Genomic DNA, 13,320 nt, shown 5'->3' on the forward strand with positions numbered 1-13,320 from the left:
CGCGGCGAGCGCCGAGCTGCTGCCGCTGCTGCGGGGCGCCGGGGCGCGCAGCCGCGCCGAGCAGCTGGCCGCGGAACGGGCCGCACAGTCCCGGCTCATCCACGCTCGCCTTACCGCGCGGCCGGACGCGACGATGCCGGAGTAGCGCGCCGTGACGATGGGCAGCGGCTTCATGACGATGCGCTCGATGTCGCGGGACTCGATGCGCGGGGCCCGGCTCAAGCCGGGCACGTTCCGGCGGGTGCTCGTGTACGCGCGCCCGCACAAGGCCCGGATGAGCCTGTTCCTCGCGCTGGTCGTCGCCCAGTCGGCGCTCGTCGTCGCCGCGCCGCTGCTGCTGCAGCGCATCGTCGACGACGGGATCATGCGCGCCGACACCGGCGTCGTCGTGCGGCTGGCCCTGCTCGTCGGCGCGCTCGCGCTCGTCGAGGCGGCGCTGGGGGTGTGGCAGCGGCGCACCAGCGCGCTCATCGGCGAGGGCCTCATCTACGACCTGCGCAACCAGGTGTTCGGGCACGTGCTCGCCCAGCCGATCGCGTTCTTCACGCGCACCCAGACCGGGGCGCTGGTCTCCCGGCTCAACACCGACGTCATCGGCGCCCAGCAGGCGTTCACGTCGACGCTGTCGGGTGTGGTCAGCAACGCCGTCTCCCTCGTGCTGCTGCTCGCCGCGATGACGAGTCTGTCGTGGCCGCTGACGCTGGCCAGCGTCGCGATGCTGCCGCTGTTTCTCATCCCCGCGCGCTTCGTGGGGCGCCGCCTCGCGGGCCTGACGCATCGCTCGATGAACCTCAACGCCGAGCTCGGCGCGCGGATGACCGAGCGCTTCAACGTCGCCGGCGCCCTGCTCGTCAAGCTGTTCGGCAACCCGGGCCGGGAGCAGACCGACTACGCCGTGCGCGCCGCGGCCGTGCGCGACGTCGGGGTGCAGATCGCGATGAACCGGCAGATGTTCCTCACCGGCCTGACGCTGATCGCGGCGCTGGCGACCGCGCTGGTGTACGGCGTCGGGGGAGTGTGGGCCGCGCAGGGCTCGATGAGCGTCGGCACGCTGCTCGCGCTGACCGCGCTGCTCGCCCGGCTGTACACGCCGCTGACCGCGCTGTCGACCGTGCGGGTCGACGTCATGACCGCGCTCGTCTCGTTCGAGCGGGTCTTCGAGGTGCTCGACCTGCCGCCGCTGGTGCGCGACCCGGCCGACCCGGCTCCGTTGCCGACGGGGCCGCTGTCGCTGGAGCTGGAGCGGGTCGGGTTCGCCTACCCGGGCGCCGACGAGGTGTCGCTCGCCTCGCTGGAGAGCACCGCCACCGGCGACCGGCGCGGCGGGCGGGAGGTGCTGCACGACATCGACCTCACGGTCGCGCCCGGGCAGCTCGTCGCCCTCGTCGGCCACAGCGGGGCGGGCAAGACCACCGTGACCAGCCTCGTCGCGCGGCTCTACGACGTGACGGCCGGCGCGGTGCGGGTGGGCGGCGTCGACGTGCGCGACATCGCGCTCGCCGACCTGCACGCCGGAGTCGGTGTCGTCACCCAGGAGGCGCACCTGTTCCACGACACGATCCGCGCCAACCTCGACTACGCCCGGCCCGGTGTCGGCGAGCCGGAGATGGTGGCGGCCTTGCGCGCCGCCCAGGTGTGGCCGCTCGTCGAGGGGCTGCCCGAGGGGCTCGACACGGTCGTCGGAGACCGTGGCCACCGGCTCTCCGGCGGCGAGAAGCAGCGGCTGGCGATCGCCCGGCTCCTGCTCAAGGCACCGGGACTGGTCATCCTCGACGAGGCGACCGCGCACCTGGACAGCGAGTCGGAGGCCGCCGTGCAGCAGGCCCTCGACACCGCCCTCGTCGGCCGCACCGCACTCGTCATCGCCCACCGCCTGGCGACCGTGCGCGGCGCCGACCTCATCGTCGTGCTCGAAGACGGCCGCGTCGCCGAACGCGGCCGCCACGCCGACCTCCTCGCCGCCGGCGGCCTCTACGCCGACCTCTACCGAACCCAGTTCAGCGACTGACCACCTCCGTGGCAACGCCCCAGAAAATCCCCCGGACGTTCGAGCCGGTCAGGCGTCTTCTTCGTCCCAGATGCGGACCTTCTTCGGCTTGGCGGCCTTCGCCGCGCGCCGGCGATCGCCCTCGCCGGTGGAGTCCAGCCACTCCCGCCGCGCATACACCCCCACGAGGATGAAGCCCACCGGGGCGCCCAACCACCACTGCAAGGCGTACGCGAAGTGCGGACCGGTATCGGTCTCGGGAGGCAGTAGCGCCTGCGGACGCGCCGGTGCCGTGCCCGACCCGTCGTTCTCCGACTCGAGTACCAGGTACGCGGGCCGCAGCGGTTGGCCCAACTCCCGCGCCGCCTGCGGGATGTCGATCATCGCCAGCTGCCCCGGCGGCAGGTCGTTGGGAGTGCTCTCCTCGCCGGTGCGCAACCACCCGACCACGGAGACGGGTCGCGCCGGGGCCGCCGGAACCTGCGGCAACACATCGGCCCGCTCCGCGTTCTGCACCCACCCGCGGTCGATGAGGATCGTCGATCCGTCGTCCAGATGCAGCGGGACGAGCACCTCGTAGCCGTAGACGATGTTCTGCGGCCGGTTGCGCACCATGAACTGGTCCTGCGGCGCGTAGGTGCCGTGCACCTCGATGCGGCGCCACACCTGCTCCGGGGGTACGGCCGAATTGGGTTGCGGCAGTACCTGCGACAGCGGCACCGCCGGCGCCGAATAGTGCTCCTCGACGAGCCGCGCCCGCTCCACCTTGTACTCGTGCCGCGACCACTGCCATCGGCCGAGAAAGACGCACGCCGTCGCGAACAGTGCGGCCACGGCCAGGGCCGCCAACCACCGACGCGTCAGCAGGGTGCAGATCACCCTCCCGACGCTACCCGCACAGGCCGCCGGCAGCGCAGCCGCCTATGGTGGCACGATGACGCCTTCGATCCCGCTGGGCATGCCGGGCCCCCCGCCAGGGCCGCGGCCGGCGCCTGTGCCGGTCGACGACGCCCGAGACGACGCCCGCAACAACGGCCGCGACAACAGTCAGGATCCCGACCTGGCCGCCGCCGGTCCCGGCGTGCCCTATGGCGCTCCGCCGCCGCACGACCCGGCCGGCGACCACCGTGACGGCGCCCTCGTCGACACCTTCGGGCGCGTCGCCCGCGACCTGCGCGTCTCCCTGACCGACCACTGCAATCTGCGCTGCACCTACTGCATGCCCGCCGAGGGGCTGCCCTGGATGGCCAAGCCGCAGATGCTCACCGACGACGAACTCCTGCGCGTCATCGGCGTCTTCGTCGGTCTCGGCGTGCGGCAGGTCCGTCTCACCGGCGGCGAACCAATGCTGCGGCGCTCCCTGGTCGACGTCGTCCGCGGCATCGCCGCCCTCGAACCCCGCCCCATGATCGCCATGACCTCCAACGGCGTCGGCCTCGCCCGCCGCGCCCACGACCTCGCCGACGCCGGCCTCGACCGCGTCAACATCAGCCTCGACTCGATCGACCGCGAGGTCTTCGCACGCCTGACCCGGCGCGACCGGCTCCAGGACGTCATCGACGGGCTGGCGGCGGCCGCCGACGCCGGGCTGACTCCCGTCAAGGTCAACGCCGTGGCGATGCGCGGGGTCAACGACGCCGACGTCGCCGACCTGCTCGCCTGGTGTCTCGAGCGCGGCTACGAGCTGCGCTTCATCGAGCAGATGCCGCTGGACGCCCAGCATCAGTGGCAGCGCGACGCCATGGTCACCGCCGAGGAGATCCGCGAGCGCCTCTCGACGCGCTTCACGATCACCCCGGTGCCCGAACGCGGCTCCGCGCCCGCCGAGCGCTACCTCGTCGACGGCGGACCGGCCACGGTCGGCATCATCGCCAGCGTCTCCGCCCCCTTCTGCGCGGCCTGCGACCGCGTGCGCCTCACCGCCGACGGCATGGTGCGCAACTGCCTGTTCTCCCGCGGCGAGATGGACCTGCGTGGGCCCCTGCGCGACGGCGCATCCGACCGCGACCTCGTGCGGCTCATCCGCGGCGAGATGTGGCGCAAGGCCCGCGGCCACGGCATCGGCGCCCCCGACTTCACGCAGCCCGCCCGGCCGATGTCCTCCATCGGAGGCTGAGTCCCAGGCTGACGAGGCCGTCCGGCGTGCTCAGTCGACGCGCTCGTCGCCCGGAGGCGGTGCGGCGACCGACTCCCGGTGGCCGGCCTCCAGCATGCGGTACGGCTTCTCGACCACCGGGACGGCGCGGCGGCGGTCGACGTTGTTGGCGAAGACGACCGCGGGGTAGGGCAGCAGCGCGGCGGCGATGACGCACACCCAGGCGGCGGCGGTCCAGTCGGTCGCGACGGCGAAGATGCCCGCGAGCGCGAAGCAGACGGTGCGGATCGTCATGGAGACCAGGTAGTTGCGGATGCGGTTGTGCTGGTCTTCGCGGCGCGAGACGGGCGCGTGGGTGATGTGGTGAACGCGGCGGGGTTCGCCGCGCCGCGCCGAGGCCGAACGGGCGGAGCGGTTCGTGCCGAGGGATCCCGCCCGACCGGAGCCGGTGGCACCTGAGGCGCCGGAGCCTCCGGAGGCGTCGCCGGCCGAGTGGCCGCGAGGCGGGTGCAAGGTCACACGCACTTCGTCAGAGTAGGCCACCACGCCTCATCCCGCATCTGTTACCGGCCGGTAGTGCACTAGGTTCGCTGATGGCGCCGTCACGCCCGCCGCCATGTCTTCGTGCGACGCTACGCCGCACGCGGATTCGCGCGGTCACCGGGTTGTGGCCGCCCGGCCGAACGACTAACCCGCCCCGACTGATTGGTGATCGATCGAATGAGCAGCGAGAGCGCGCCCCGGACCGCCCTGGTGACCGGAGGTAACCGCGGCATCGGACTGGCCATCGCTCACGCGCTGCGCGACGCGGGCGACCGGGTGGTCGTCGGCTGCCGCAGCGGCCAGGCCCCGGACGACTTCGAGGCCGTGCCGCTGGAGGTCACCGACTCCGCCTCGGTCGACGCCGCCTTCACCGCCGCGGCGGAGCTGACCGGCAACCAGGTCGAGGTGCTCGTCGCCAACGCCGGCGTCACCCGCGACCAGCTGCTGCTGCGCATGAGCGACGACGAGCTGGAGTCGGTGCTCGACACCAACCTCGTCGGCGCCATCCGCTGCGCCCGCCGCGCCAGCAAGGGCATGCTGCGGCTGCGGCGCGGCCGGCTCATCTTCATCTCCAGCGTCGTCGGGCTCTACGGCTCACCCGGTCAGGTCAACTACGCCGCCAGCAAGTCCGGGCTCGTCGGGGTCGCCCGCTCGATCTCCCGCGAGCTGGGCGGCCGGGGCATCACCGCCAACGTCGTCGCCCCCGGCTTCATCGAGACGGCGATGACCGACGAGCTGTCCGACGACCTGAAGAAGACGTACCGCGCCGCGATCCCGGCCGGCCGCTTCGGCGCCGTCGAGGAGGTCGCCGCCGCGGTCCGTTTTCTCGCCTCGCCGCAGGCGTCCTATGTCACCGGCGCCGTCATCCCCGTCGACGGCGGCCTCGGCATGGGCCACTGAGGCCACTGAGGCCACTGAGCAGCCCTGAGCCACCCCCGCTTCGCGCCGCACGTATCCCGCTCGGAAGGAAACCCCACATGGCTTTGCTGGACGGCAAGAAGATCCTCGTCACCGGCGTCCTCACGGAGGCGTCCATCGCCTTCCATGTCGCGCGCTTCGCCCAGGAGGAGGGCGCGCAGGTCGTGCTCACCTCGTTCGGGCGCACGATGAAGATCACCTCGGCCATCGCCCGGCGTCTGCCGCAGCCCGCGCCCGTCGTCGAACTCGACGTCTCCGACCCCGAGCACTTCGCCGCCCTGCCCGACCGGCTCCGCGAGCACGTCGACTCCCTCGACGGCGTGCTGCACTCCATCGGGTTCGCCCCCAAGGCCGCGTTCGACTTCATGGAGGCCGGCTGGGAGGACGTCGCCCCCGCCCTGCAGATCTCCGCGTACTCGCTCAAGGAGCTGGCCAGGGCGTGCGAGCCGCTCATGCACCCCGGCTCCGCCGTCGTCGGGCTGACCCTCGACGCGACCGTCGCGTGGACCGGCTACGACTGGATGGGCGTGGCGAAGGCGGCCTTCGAGTCGACCAACCGGTACCTCGCCCGTGACCTCGGCCCCAAGGGCATCCGCTGCAACCTCGTCGCCGCGGGCCCGATCCGCACGACCGCGGCCAACTCGATCCCCGCCTTCTCCCGGTTCGCCGAGTGGGGCGACCACTCCCCGCTGGGCTGGGACATCGCCGACCCGCGCCCCGCCGCCCGGGGCTGCGTCGCGCTCATGTCGGACTGGTTCCCGGCCACCACCGGCGAGATCGTGCACGTCGACGGCGGCTTCCACTCCCTCGGAGGCTAACGCGCCGGGCCAGGGGAGACGGCCGCGCTACGGCCGCTGCACGCCCAGCGCGTCGAGCACGAGACGCAGGTCGGGGGTGTCGATGACGATGTCGGCGGCCTCGCGCACGACGGGCTTGGCGCAGAACGCGATGCCGACGGCGGCGGTGGCCATCATCTCGAGGTCGTTGGCACCGTCTCCGATCGCGACCGTGCGGTCCAGCGGGATGCCCAGGCGCGCGGCGAGGTCGACGAGCGTGCCGGCCTTGACGGAGCGGTCGACGATGCGGCCGCTCACTCGCCCGGTGAGCCGCCCGTCGGCCACGTCGAGCCGGTTGGCCATGACGTGCGCGATGTCCATCCGCTGGGCCAGCGGGCGCACCACCTCGTCGAACCCCCCGGAGACGAGGGCGAAGGTGTGCCCGGCGGCGGCGAGCCCCCGGCTCAGGTCCCACGCGCCGTCGGTGAGCCGCACCTCGCGGCGCACGTCGTAGAGGACGTCGGAGGGGAGCCCGGCGAGCGTGGCGACCCGGGCGCGCAGGCTCGCCGCGAAGTCCAGTTCGCCGCGCATGGCCGCGGCGGTGACGGCCGCGACCTGCTCCTCTACGCCGGCGTGCCGGGCGAGGAGTTCGATGACCTCGTCGCGGATGAACGTCGAGTCGACGTCGCTGACCACGAGCAAGGGGCCGGTCCGCCCCAGCGGAACCGGCCCCTCGTCGTCGATGATGTCGGGGGTGGCGTTCGTGCTCACCCTGGCTAACCTAGCGCGCCGGGCGCGAGACGCGAACCGACCATCGGCCCTAGCGCGTTCGCCCGCCGCGCTCGATACTCAGGCCTTGATGACCGCGCCCTTCGGCACGACGACGATGCCCTCTTCGCTGACGAGGAAGCCGCGGGCCCGGTCTTCGTCGTGGTCGACGCCGACCTCCGCCCCGGTCTCGACGACGACGTTCTTGTCGAGGATCGCGTTGCGCACGAACGCGTTGCGGTTGACGACCACGCCGTCCATGAGCACGCTGTCGAGCACCCGCGCGTAGCTGTGCACGTGCACCCGCGGAGAGAGCACCGAGCCCTCGACGGTGGCGCCAGAGATGATGCAGCCGGGGGAGACCGCGGAGTTGATCGCGTGCCCGACGCGGCCTTCTTCGTTGTGCACGAACTTCGCGGGCGCGATGCTCGCGTCGCTGCTGCTGTAGATCGGCCAATCCTCGTTGTACAGGTTGAAGATCGGCTCGAGCGCGATGAGGTCGCGGTTGGCCTCGTAGTAGGAGTCGATGGTGCCGACGTCGCGCCAGTAGGCCCGATCGCGATCGGTGGCGCCGGGGATGACGTTGTTGTTGAAGTCGTAGACGTAGCCCTCGCCGCGCTCGACGAAGTACGGCACGATGTCGCCGCCCATGTCGTGCTTGCTGTTCTCGTTCTCCGCGTCCTTGGTCACCACGTCGCGCAGCACGTCGGCGTCGAACACGTAGTTGCCCATCGAGGCGAGCACCTCGTCGGGGGAGTCCGGCAGCCCCTTGGCGTCCGTGGGCTTCTCGCGCCAGCGGGCGATCTTGCGCACGTCGGAGTCCTCGACCTCGATGACGCCGAACTGGTCGGCCAGGGAGATCGGCTGGCGGATCGCCGCGACCGTGATACCCGCGTTGGTCTCGATGTGCTGCTCGACCATCTGCGAGAAGTCCATCCGGTACACGTGGTCGGCGCCGACCACGACGACGATGTCGGGACGCTCGTCGTCGAGGGTGTTCAGGCTCTGGTAGATCGCGTCGGCGCTGCCCATGTACCACTGCTTGCCCATGCGCTGCTGCGCCGGGATGGGGGCGACGTAGTTGCCCAGCAGGGTCGACATGCGCCAGGTCCGGGTGACGTGCCGGTCGAGGCTGTGCGACTTGTACTGGGTGAGCACGACAACCTTCAGGTACCCCGAGTTCACGACGTTACTGAGGGCGAAGTCGATGAGCCGGTAGTAGCCGCCGAACGGCACCGCGGGCTTCGCGCGGTCGGCGGTCAGGGGCATCAGCCGCTTGCCCTCGCCGCCGGCGAGGACGATGGCCAGGACTTGGGGGGCACGCGACCGGTTCCGCATAGAGGCAACGTACCGCTCCGTCTCAGCGAGTAGGGGGTAGCGCCGGAGAATTGCGGGAGACGGTGCGCGCCCCAGTGTTCATGATCCGTATCGGCCCGGCGGCAGGCGCGGCGCACTAGGGTTCCGCGTGTGCGCGTAGACATTCTCAGCAAGGAATACCCTCCGGCCGTTTACGGCGGCGCCGGGGTTCACGTCGAGGAACTGGTGAAGGCACTGCGGGCCCGCGGCGACGCGGACATTCAGGTCCGCGCCTTCGGGGAGCCGCGTGACGAGGCGGGCACGACCGGCTACCCGGACCTGCCGGAGCTGGCCAACGCGAACGGGGCGTTGAAGACGCTCGGCGTCGACGTCGCGATCGCGGCCGACTGCGAGGGAGCCGACCTGCTGCACTCGCACACGTGGTACGCGAACATGGCCGGCCACCTCGGCTCGCTGCTCGCCGGGGTGCCGCACGTCATCTCCGCCCACAGCCTCGAGCCGCTGCGGCCGTGGAAGGCCGAGCAGCTCGGCGGCGGCTACCGCGTCTCCTCCTGGGTCGAGAAGACCGCGTACGAGGCGGCGGCCCGGGTCATCGCCGTCAGCCACGGCATGCGCGCCGACATCCTCAAGTGCTACCCCGACATCGACCCCGACAAGGTCAGCGTCGTGCACAACGGGATCGACTCCTCGGAATGGTCGCCGGACCACTCCGACGCGGGCAAGGACATCTGCCGTGAGCTCGGCGTCGACCCCGACGGCCGCTCGATCATCTTCGTCGGCCGCCAGACCCGCCAGAAGGGCCTGCCGTACATGCTGCGGGCCGCCAAGGAACTGCCTCCGGACGTGCAACTCGTGCTGTGCGCGGGCGCCCCGGACACCCCCGAGATCGGCGCCGAGATCGCCGGGCTCATGAAGGAGCTGCAGGAGACCCGGGAGGGCGTCGTCTACATCCCCGAGATGCTGCCGCGCCCCAAGGTCATCGCGCTGGAGTCGAACGCGACGGTGTTCGCGTGCCCCTCGATCTACGAGCCCCTCGGCATCGTCAACCTCGAGGCGATGGCGTGCGAGGCGGCCGTCGTCGCCACCGCGACCGGCGGCATCCCCGAGGTCGTCGTCGACGGCGAGACCGGTTGGCTCGTGGACATCGAACAGGTCCAGGACGGCACCGGCACGCCGCTGGACGAGGCCACGTGGGTCGCCGACCTCGCGGCCGCGATGAACGAGGCCGTCGCCGACCCCGAGGAGTCCCGTCGCCGCGGGCTCGCAGGCCGCAAGCGCGCCGTCGAGCAGTTCTCCTGGAGCGCGATCGGGGACCGCACGATGGACGTCTACCGGTCGGTGCTGCAGGGCTGAACCGGGCTGAAGCGGGCTGACCACGGCTGCAGCCGGCTGAGTCGGGCGGGGTCAGTCGTCGCGCCCGGGCCGCAGGCCCGCCAGATGCAGGCCGGCGATGTTGACGGCCCGGGCCAGCGCCCGGTCGGCGCCCGCGGTCAGCTCCCGCAGCAGCCGGAGCCGGGCGTCGATGCCCGCCGCGCTCGTGCCGTCCTGGGGTGCGGACTGCCCCAGGCGCCCGAGTTCACCGACCGTCTCCGCGAGCGTGAGCACCCGCGCCGCGCGTGGATGCAGCCCGCTCGGCAGGCCCCAGCGCCGGGTGTCGAGCCGGGCCGAGGCGTCGTCGGCCAGCCCGCGGGTGGCCCACGGGGCCGGCCCCTGCTCCAGCGCGGCGGTGGCTTCTCGCACGAGCCGGGCGAGGTCGCGTTCGGTCTCCCGGATCGACCACGCATCGAGCACGTGCGTCGCGACGGGGTCGCTGTCGTGGTGCTCCCACGTGATCGACAGGCCGCGGTCGCCGCTCGGGCCGTACTCCTGCGTCGTCGGCACGAGCCCGCCGCCGAGGCCGGGCACGTAGACGCACTCGCCGGCGCTCATCGCCGCGTCGCGCAGGTCGTCGCCGCGGGGCAGGTCGCCGTGGTCACCCGGGCGGGGCAGAGCCATGAGGACGACGCGCTCACCGAGGGAGCGCCAGGTGTCCAGCCACGGCCCGGCGCCCGCCGTGTGGTCGGCGTCGGGGGCGCTGCGCGCCAGGGCCGTCGCGTGGTCGACGCGCCCGGCCAGGTGACTCGTGGCCCACAGCGCCAGGCGCGCGCTGGCAGGCAGTTCGGGCATTCGCACATGCTAGGCGCCCCTGATCCCGCCGCGCGTTCGTGGCGCGCGCCGGGGCGTCGAGACGGCGGTGACGACGCCCGGACCGCCGCCGCTGATTCGGACCGGACGTGCCATAGGGTCTGGGTCATGAGCGACGTGCTGGAGTTCGCCGACGTGACGGTGACCCGCGGCCAGAGCACCCTGCTGGACTCCGTGGACTGGGAGATCGAGGAGGGGCAGCGCTGGGTCGTGCTGGGCCCCAACGGAGCCGGTAAGACGACGCTGCTGCAGTTGGCCTCCGCCCGAATGCACCCCACCAGCGGCGTGGCGGGCGTGCTGGGGGAGGTGCTCGGGGCCGTCGATGTCTTCGAGCTGCGCCCCCGCATCGGCCTGGCGAGTTCGGCGATCGCCGAGCGGCTGCCCGCGCACGAGCGCGTGATCGACGTCGTGGTGACGGCCTCCTACGGGATCGTCGGGCGCTGGCGGGAGTCGTACGACCGGCTCGACCTGGGCCGGGCCCGCGACCTGCTCGACGCTCTCGGAGCCGGGCACCTCGCGCAGCGCACCTACGGCACCCTGTCGGAGGGTGAGCGCAAGCGAGTGCAGATCGCGCGGGCGCTCATGACCGACCCCGAACTCATGCTGCTCGACGAGCCGGCCGCAGGGCTCGACCTCGGCGGCCGGGAGGACCTGCTGGCCCGCCTCGGTGCGCTCGCCGAAGACCTCGAGGCCCCGGCGCTCGTGCTCGTCACCCACCACGTCGAGGAGATCCCGCCGGGATTCACCGACGTGCTGCTGCTGCGCGAGGGCCGCGTCGTGGCGGCCGGACCGCTGGAGATCACCCTCACCGAGGCGAATCTGGAGAAGACGTTCGGGCTGCCGCTGGTGCTCGAACAGCACGGCCGCCGCTATTCGGCGCGGGCGCGCGACGAGGTCGCCGCCGACGCCGGCTGAGGCGCACGTCCGTACCCTCGAAAGAGTTCCCGCTCGGCCCGATTCAGGGACGATCCAGGGAACCCCCTGATGGTCCGATACGTCGGATCAGTAACGGCCGGCCCCGCAGCCGGCTCACGCATGAACACGCCATGCGACAACAGAACGTGGAACAGGGGTGAGCGACATGCCTGACTGGCTCCAAGGCAACGAGTGGGCCGCCTGGCTGGCGCTGGCGCTGATCCTGGGTGTGGTCGAGGCGGCCACCGTCGACCTCGTCTTCGCGATGCTCGCCGGCGGCGCGTTCGCCGCCTTCATCGCGGCGGCCGTGGGCTTCGGCCTGGCCGGGCAGGTGATCATCGCCGGGGTCGTCGCGGTGGCGCTGCTGGGCGTCGTGCGACCCGTCGCCAAGAAGCGCCTCATGGAGGGCAAGGGCGACGAGCAACCGATCGGTGTGGCCCGGTACGTCGGGCGCGTCGGGGTCGCCATGGAGGCGATCGACGAGCACCGCGGGCTGCTGCGCATCGACGGCGACGACTGGACCGCCCGCATCGCGGCGGGGGACACCCCGATCGCGGCCAACACCCAGGGGCGGATCACCGCCGTCGACGGCGCGACCCTCGTGGTCACCGCCGCCTCGCCGGTGCAGGACCTGCCGCGCCGAGAGATCGAATCCGACTGAGACGCAGCGGATTCGCGACCGACCACAGTCAGGGACCGACTTTGGCCAGTAGCAACAGGGAGGAACGCAGATGGACTTCGGACTGATCCTGCTACTTCTCGTGCTGCTCTTCGCGGTTGTCGTCGTCGTCCGCGCGGTGCGCATCGTGCCGCAGCAGACGTCGCAGATCGTCGAGCGGCTCGGTAAGTACTCACGCACCCTCGACCCGGGCATTCACCTGCTCGTGCCGTTCGTCGACAAGGTGCGCGCCAACATCGACCTGCGCGAGCAGGTCGTCAGCTTCCCACCGCAGCCGGTGATCACGAGCGACAACCTCGTCGTCAACATCGACACCGTCATCTACTACGCCGTCACCGACGCCAAGGACGCGGTCTACGAGATCGCCAACTTCATCCAGGGCATCGAGCAGCTGACGGTCACCACGCTGCGTAACGTCATCGGCTCCATGGACCTGGAGCAGACGCTGACGAGCCGCGACCAGATCAACGGCCAGCTGCGCGGGGTGCTCGACGAGGCCACCGGCCGCTGGGGCATCCGCGTCGCGCGGGTCGAGCTGAAGGCGATCGACCCGCCGCACAGCGTGCAGGACTCGATGGAGAAGCAGATGCGCGCCGAGCGCGACCGGCGTGCGGCGATCCTCACCGCTGAGGGTGTCAAGCAGTCGGCGATCCTCACCGCCGAGGGTGAGAAGCAGAGCCAGATCCTGCGGGCCGAGGGTTCGGCCCAGTCCCGCATCCTCGAGGCGCAGGGCCAGGCGCGCGCGATCCAGCAGGTGTTCGACGCGATCCACCGCGGCAAGCCCGACCAGAAGCTGCTGGCCTACCAGTACCTGCAGGTGCTGCCCCAGCTGGCCCGTGGCGACGCCAACAAGATGTGGATCGTGCCCGGCGAGTTCACCGAGGCCCTCAAGGGATTCGGCGCCGCCTTCGGGCAGGGAGGCGGTAACGCCGCCCCGTTCCAGTTCGGCGACGACGACGCCGAGCCGTGGAGCCCGTCGGACTCCGCGGAGGTGGGCGACTCCCCGTTCGGGGAGACCTCGCTGCAGGACCCGGCCGAGGCCCTCGCCGAGGCCCGCGGTGAGGCCGCCCGCTCGGTGGCCGAGGCCGAGGGCGCGACCCGGCACGGCCAGGGGCAGCGCCCCCGCGGCTCGGGCGCC

General features: G+C 72.0%; 13 protein-coding genes. 8 read left to right on the top strand and 5 right to left on the bottom strand.

Annotation, left to right across the window (positions count from 1 at the left end):
- Positions 1 to 157: 157 nt before the first annotated feature.
- On the top strand, positions 158 to 2,008 hold the full coding sequence (locus PINTE_RS16545) for an ABC transporter ATP-binding protein (RefSeq protein ID WP_068433004.1): 1,851 nt from the start codon (positions 158 to 160) through the stop codon (positions 2,006 to 2,008).
- Between the two features lie 48 nt (positions 2,009 to 2,056).
- Here PINTE_RS16545 and PINTE_RS16550 read toward each other — a convergent pair whose 3' ends face one another.
- Positions 2,057 to 2,866: an SURF1 family cytochrome oxidase biogenesis protein gene (locus tag PINTE_RS16550; protein ID WP_068432985.1), complete on the bottom strand. Its 810-nt coding sequence runs from the start codon at positions 2,864 to 2,866 to the stop codon at positions 2,057 to 2,059.
- A gap of 55 nt (positions 2,867 to 2,921) precedes the next feature.
- Between PINTE_RS16550 and moaA the strand changes: the two genes are divergently transcribed.
- On the top strand, positions 2,922 to 4,103 hold the full coding sequence (moaA, locus tag PINTE_RS16555) for a GTP 3',8-cyclase MoaA (protein WP_245643010.1): 1,182 nt from the start codon (positions 2,922 to 2,924) through the stop codon (positions 4,101 to 4,103).
- A gap of 30 nt (positions 4,104 to 4,133) precedes the next feature.
- Here moaA and PINTE_RS16560 read toward each other — a convergent pair whose 3' ends face one another.
- The gene (locus PINTE_RS16560; RefSeq protein ID WP_245643011.1) at positions 4,134 to 4,607 is read right to left on the bottom strand and encodes a DUF3099 domain-containing protein; all 474 of its coding nucleotides are present in this window, start codon (positions 4,605 to 4,607) and stop codon (positions 4,134 to 4,136) included.
- Between the two features lie 195 nt (positions 4,608 to 4,802).
- Here PINTE_RS16560 and PINTE_RS16565 point away from each other — a divergent pair, with 195 nt between their 5' ends.
- Positions 4,803 to 5,525: an SDR family oxidoreductase gene (locus PINTE_RS16565; protein WP_068432988.1), complete on the top strand. Its 723-nt coding sequence runs from the start codon at positions 4,803 to 4,805 to the stop codon at positions 5,523 to 5,525.
- A gap of 77 nt (positions 5,526 to 5,602) precedes the next feature.
- Positions 5,603 to 6,361 (top strand): enoyl-ACP reductase FabI, encoded by a 759-nt coding sequence (fabI, locus tag PINTE_RS16570; RefSeq protein ID WP_068432990.1) that lies wholly within the window; start codon positions 5,603 to 5,605, stop codon positions 6,359 to 6,361.
- A gap of 27 nt (positions 6,362 to 6,388) precedes the next feature.
- On the opposite strand, the gene serB is transcribed toward fabI, so the two are convergent.
- Together serB and glgC are read right to left on the bottom strand one after the other, a co-directional pair.
- Entirely contained in the window at positions 6,389 to 7,090 is a 702-nt protein-coding gene (gene serB / locus PINTE_RS16575) for a phosphoserine phosphatase SerB (RefSeq protein ID WP_245643012.1), read from the bottom strand.
- Positions 7,091 to 7,168: 78 nt separating this feature from the next.
- A complete protein-coding gene (gene glgC / locus PINTE_RS16580) occupies positions 7,169 to 8,425 on the bottom strand; it encodes a glucose-1-phosphate adenylyltransferase (protein WP_068432992.1) in 1,257 nt (418 codons plus the stop codon).
- 129 nt (positions 8,426 to 8,554) lie between these two features.
- Between glgC and glgA the strand changes: the two genes are divergently transcribed.
- Positions 8,555 to 9,757 (top strand): glycogen synthase, encoded by a 1,203-nt coding sequence (gene glgA, locus PINTE_RS16585; protein WP_068432994.1) that lies wholly within the window; start codon positions 8,555 to 8,557, stop codon positions 9,755 to 9,757.
- A 51-nt stretch (positions 9,758 to 9,808) separates the two neighbouring features.
- Here glgA and PINTE_RS16590 read toward each other — a convergent pair whose 3' ends face one another.
- Entirely contained in the window at positions 9,809 to 10,570 is a 762-nt protein-coding gene (locus PINTE_RS16590; protein WP_068432996.1) for an Rv1486c family protein, read from the bottom strand.
- A 126-nt stretch (positions 10,571 to 10,696) separates the two neighbouring features.
- Between PINTE_RS16590 and PINTE_RS16595 the strand changes: the two genes are divergently transcribed.
- The 3 genes from PINTE_RS16595 to PINTE_RS16605 form a co-directional block, all read left to right on the top strand.
- Positions 10,697 to 11,503, top strand: coding sequence for an ABC transporter ATP-binding protein (locus PINTE_RS16595; RefSeq protein WP_068432998.1), 807 nt, complete (start codon positions 10,697 to 10,699; stop codon positions 11,501 to 11,503).
- A gap of 166 nt (positions 11,504 to 11,669) precedes the next feature.
- Positions 11,670 to 12,164 carry an NfeD family protein gene (locus PINTE_RS16600; RefSeq protein WP_245643013.1) on the top strand — a complete coding sequence of 165 codons (495 nt, stop codon included), beginning with the start codon at positions 11,670 to 11,672 and terminating at the stop codon, positions 12,162 to 12,164.
- A 70-nt stretch (positions 12,165 to 12,234) separates the two neighbouring features.
- The coding region (locus tag PINTE_RS16605; protein WP_068433002.1) for an SPFH domain-containing protein at positions 12,235 to 13,320 on the top strand (1,086 nt) is incomplete at its 3' end.

The organism is Piscicoccus intestinalis NBRC 104926, from assembly GCF_001515525.1.
GTDB classification, from domain to species: Bacteria; Actinomycetota; Actinomycetes; order Actinomycetales; family Dermatophilaceae; genus Kineosphaera; species Kineosphaera intestinalis.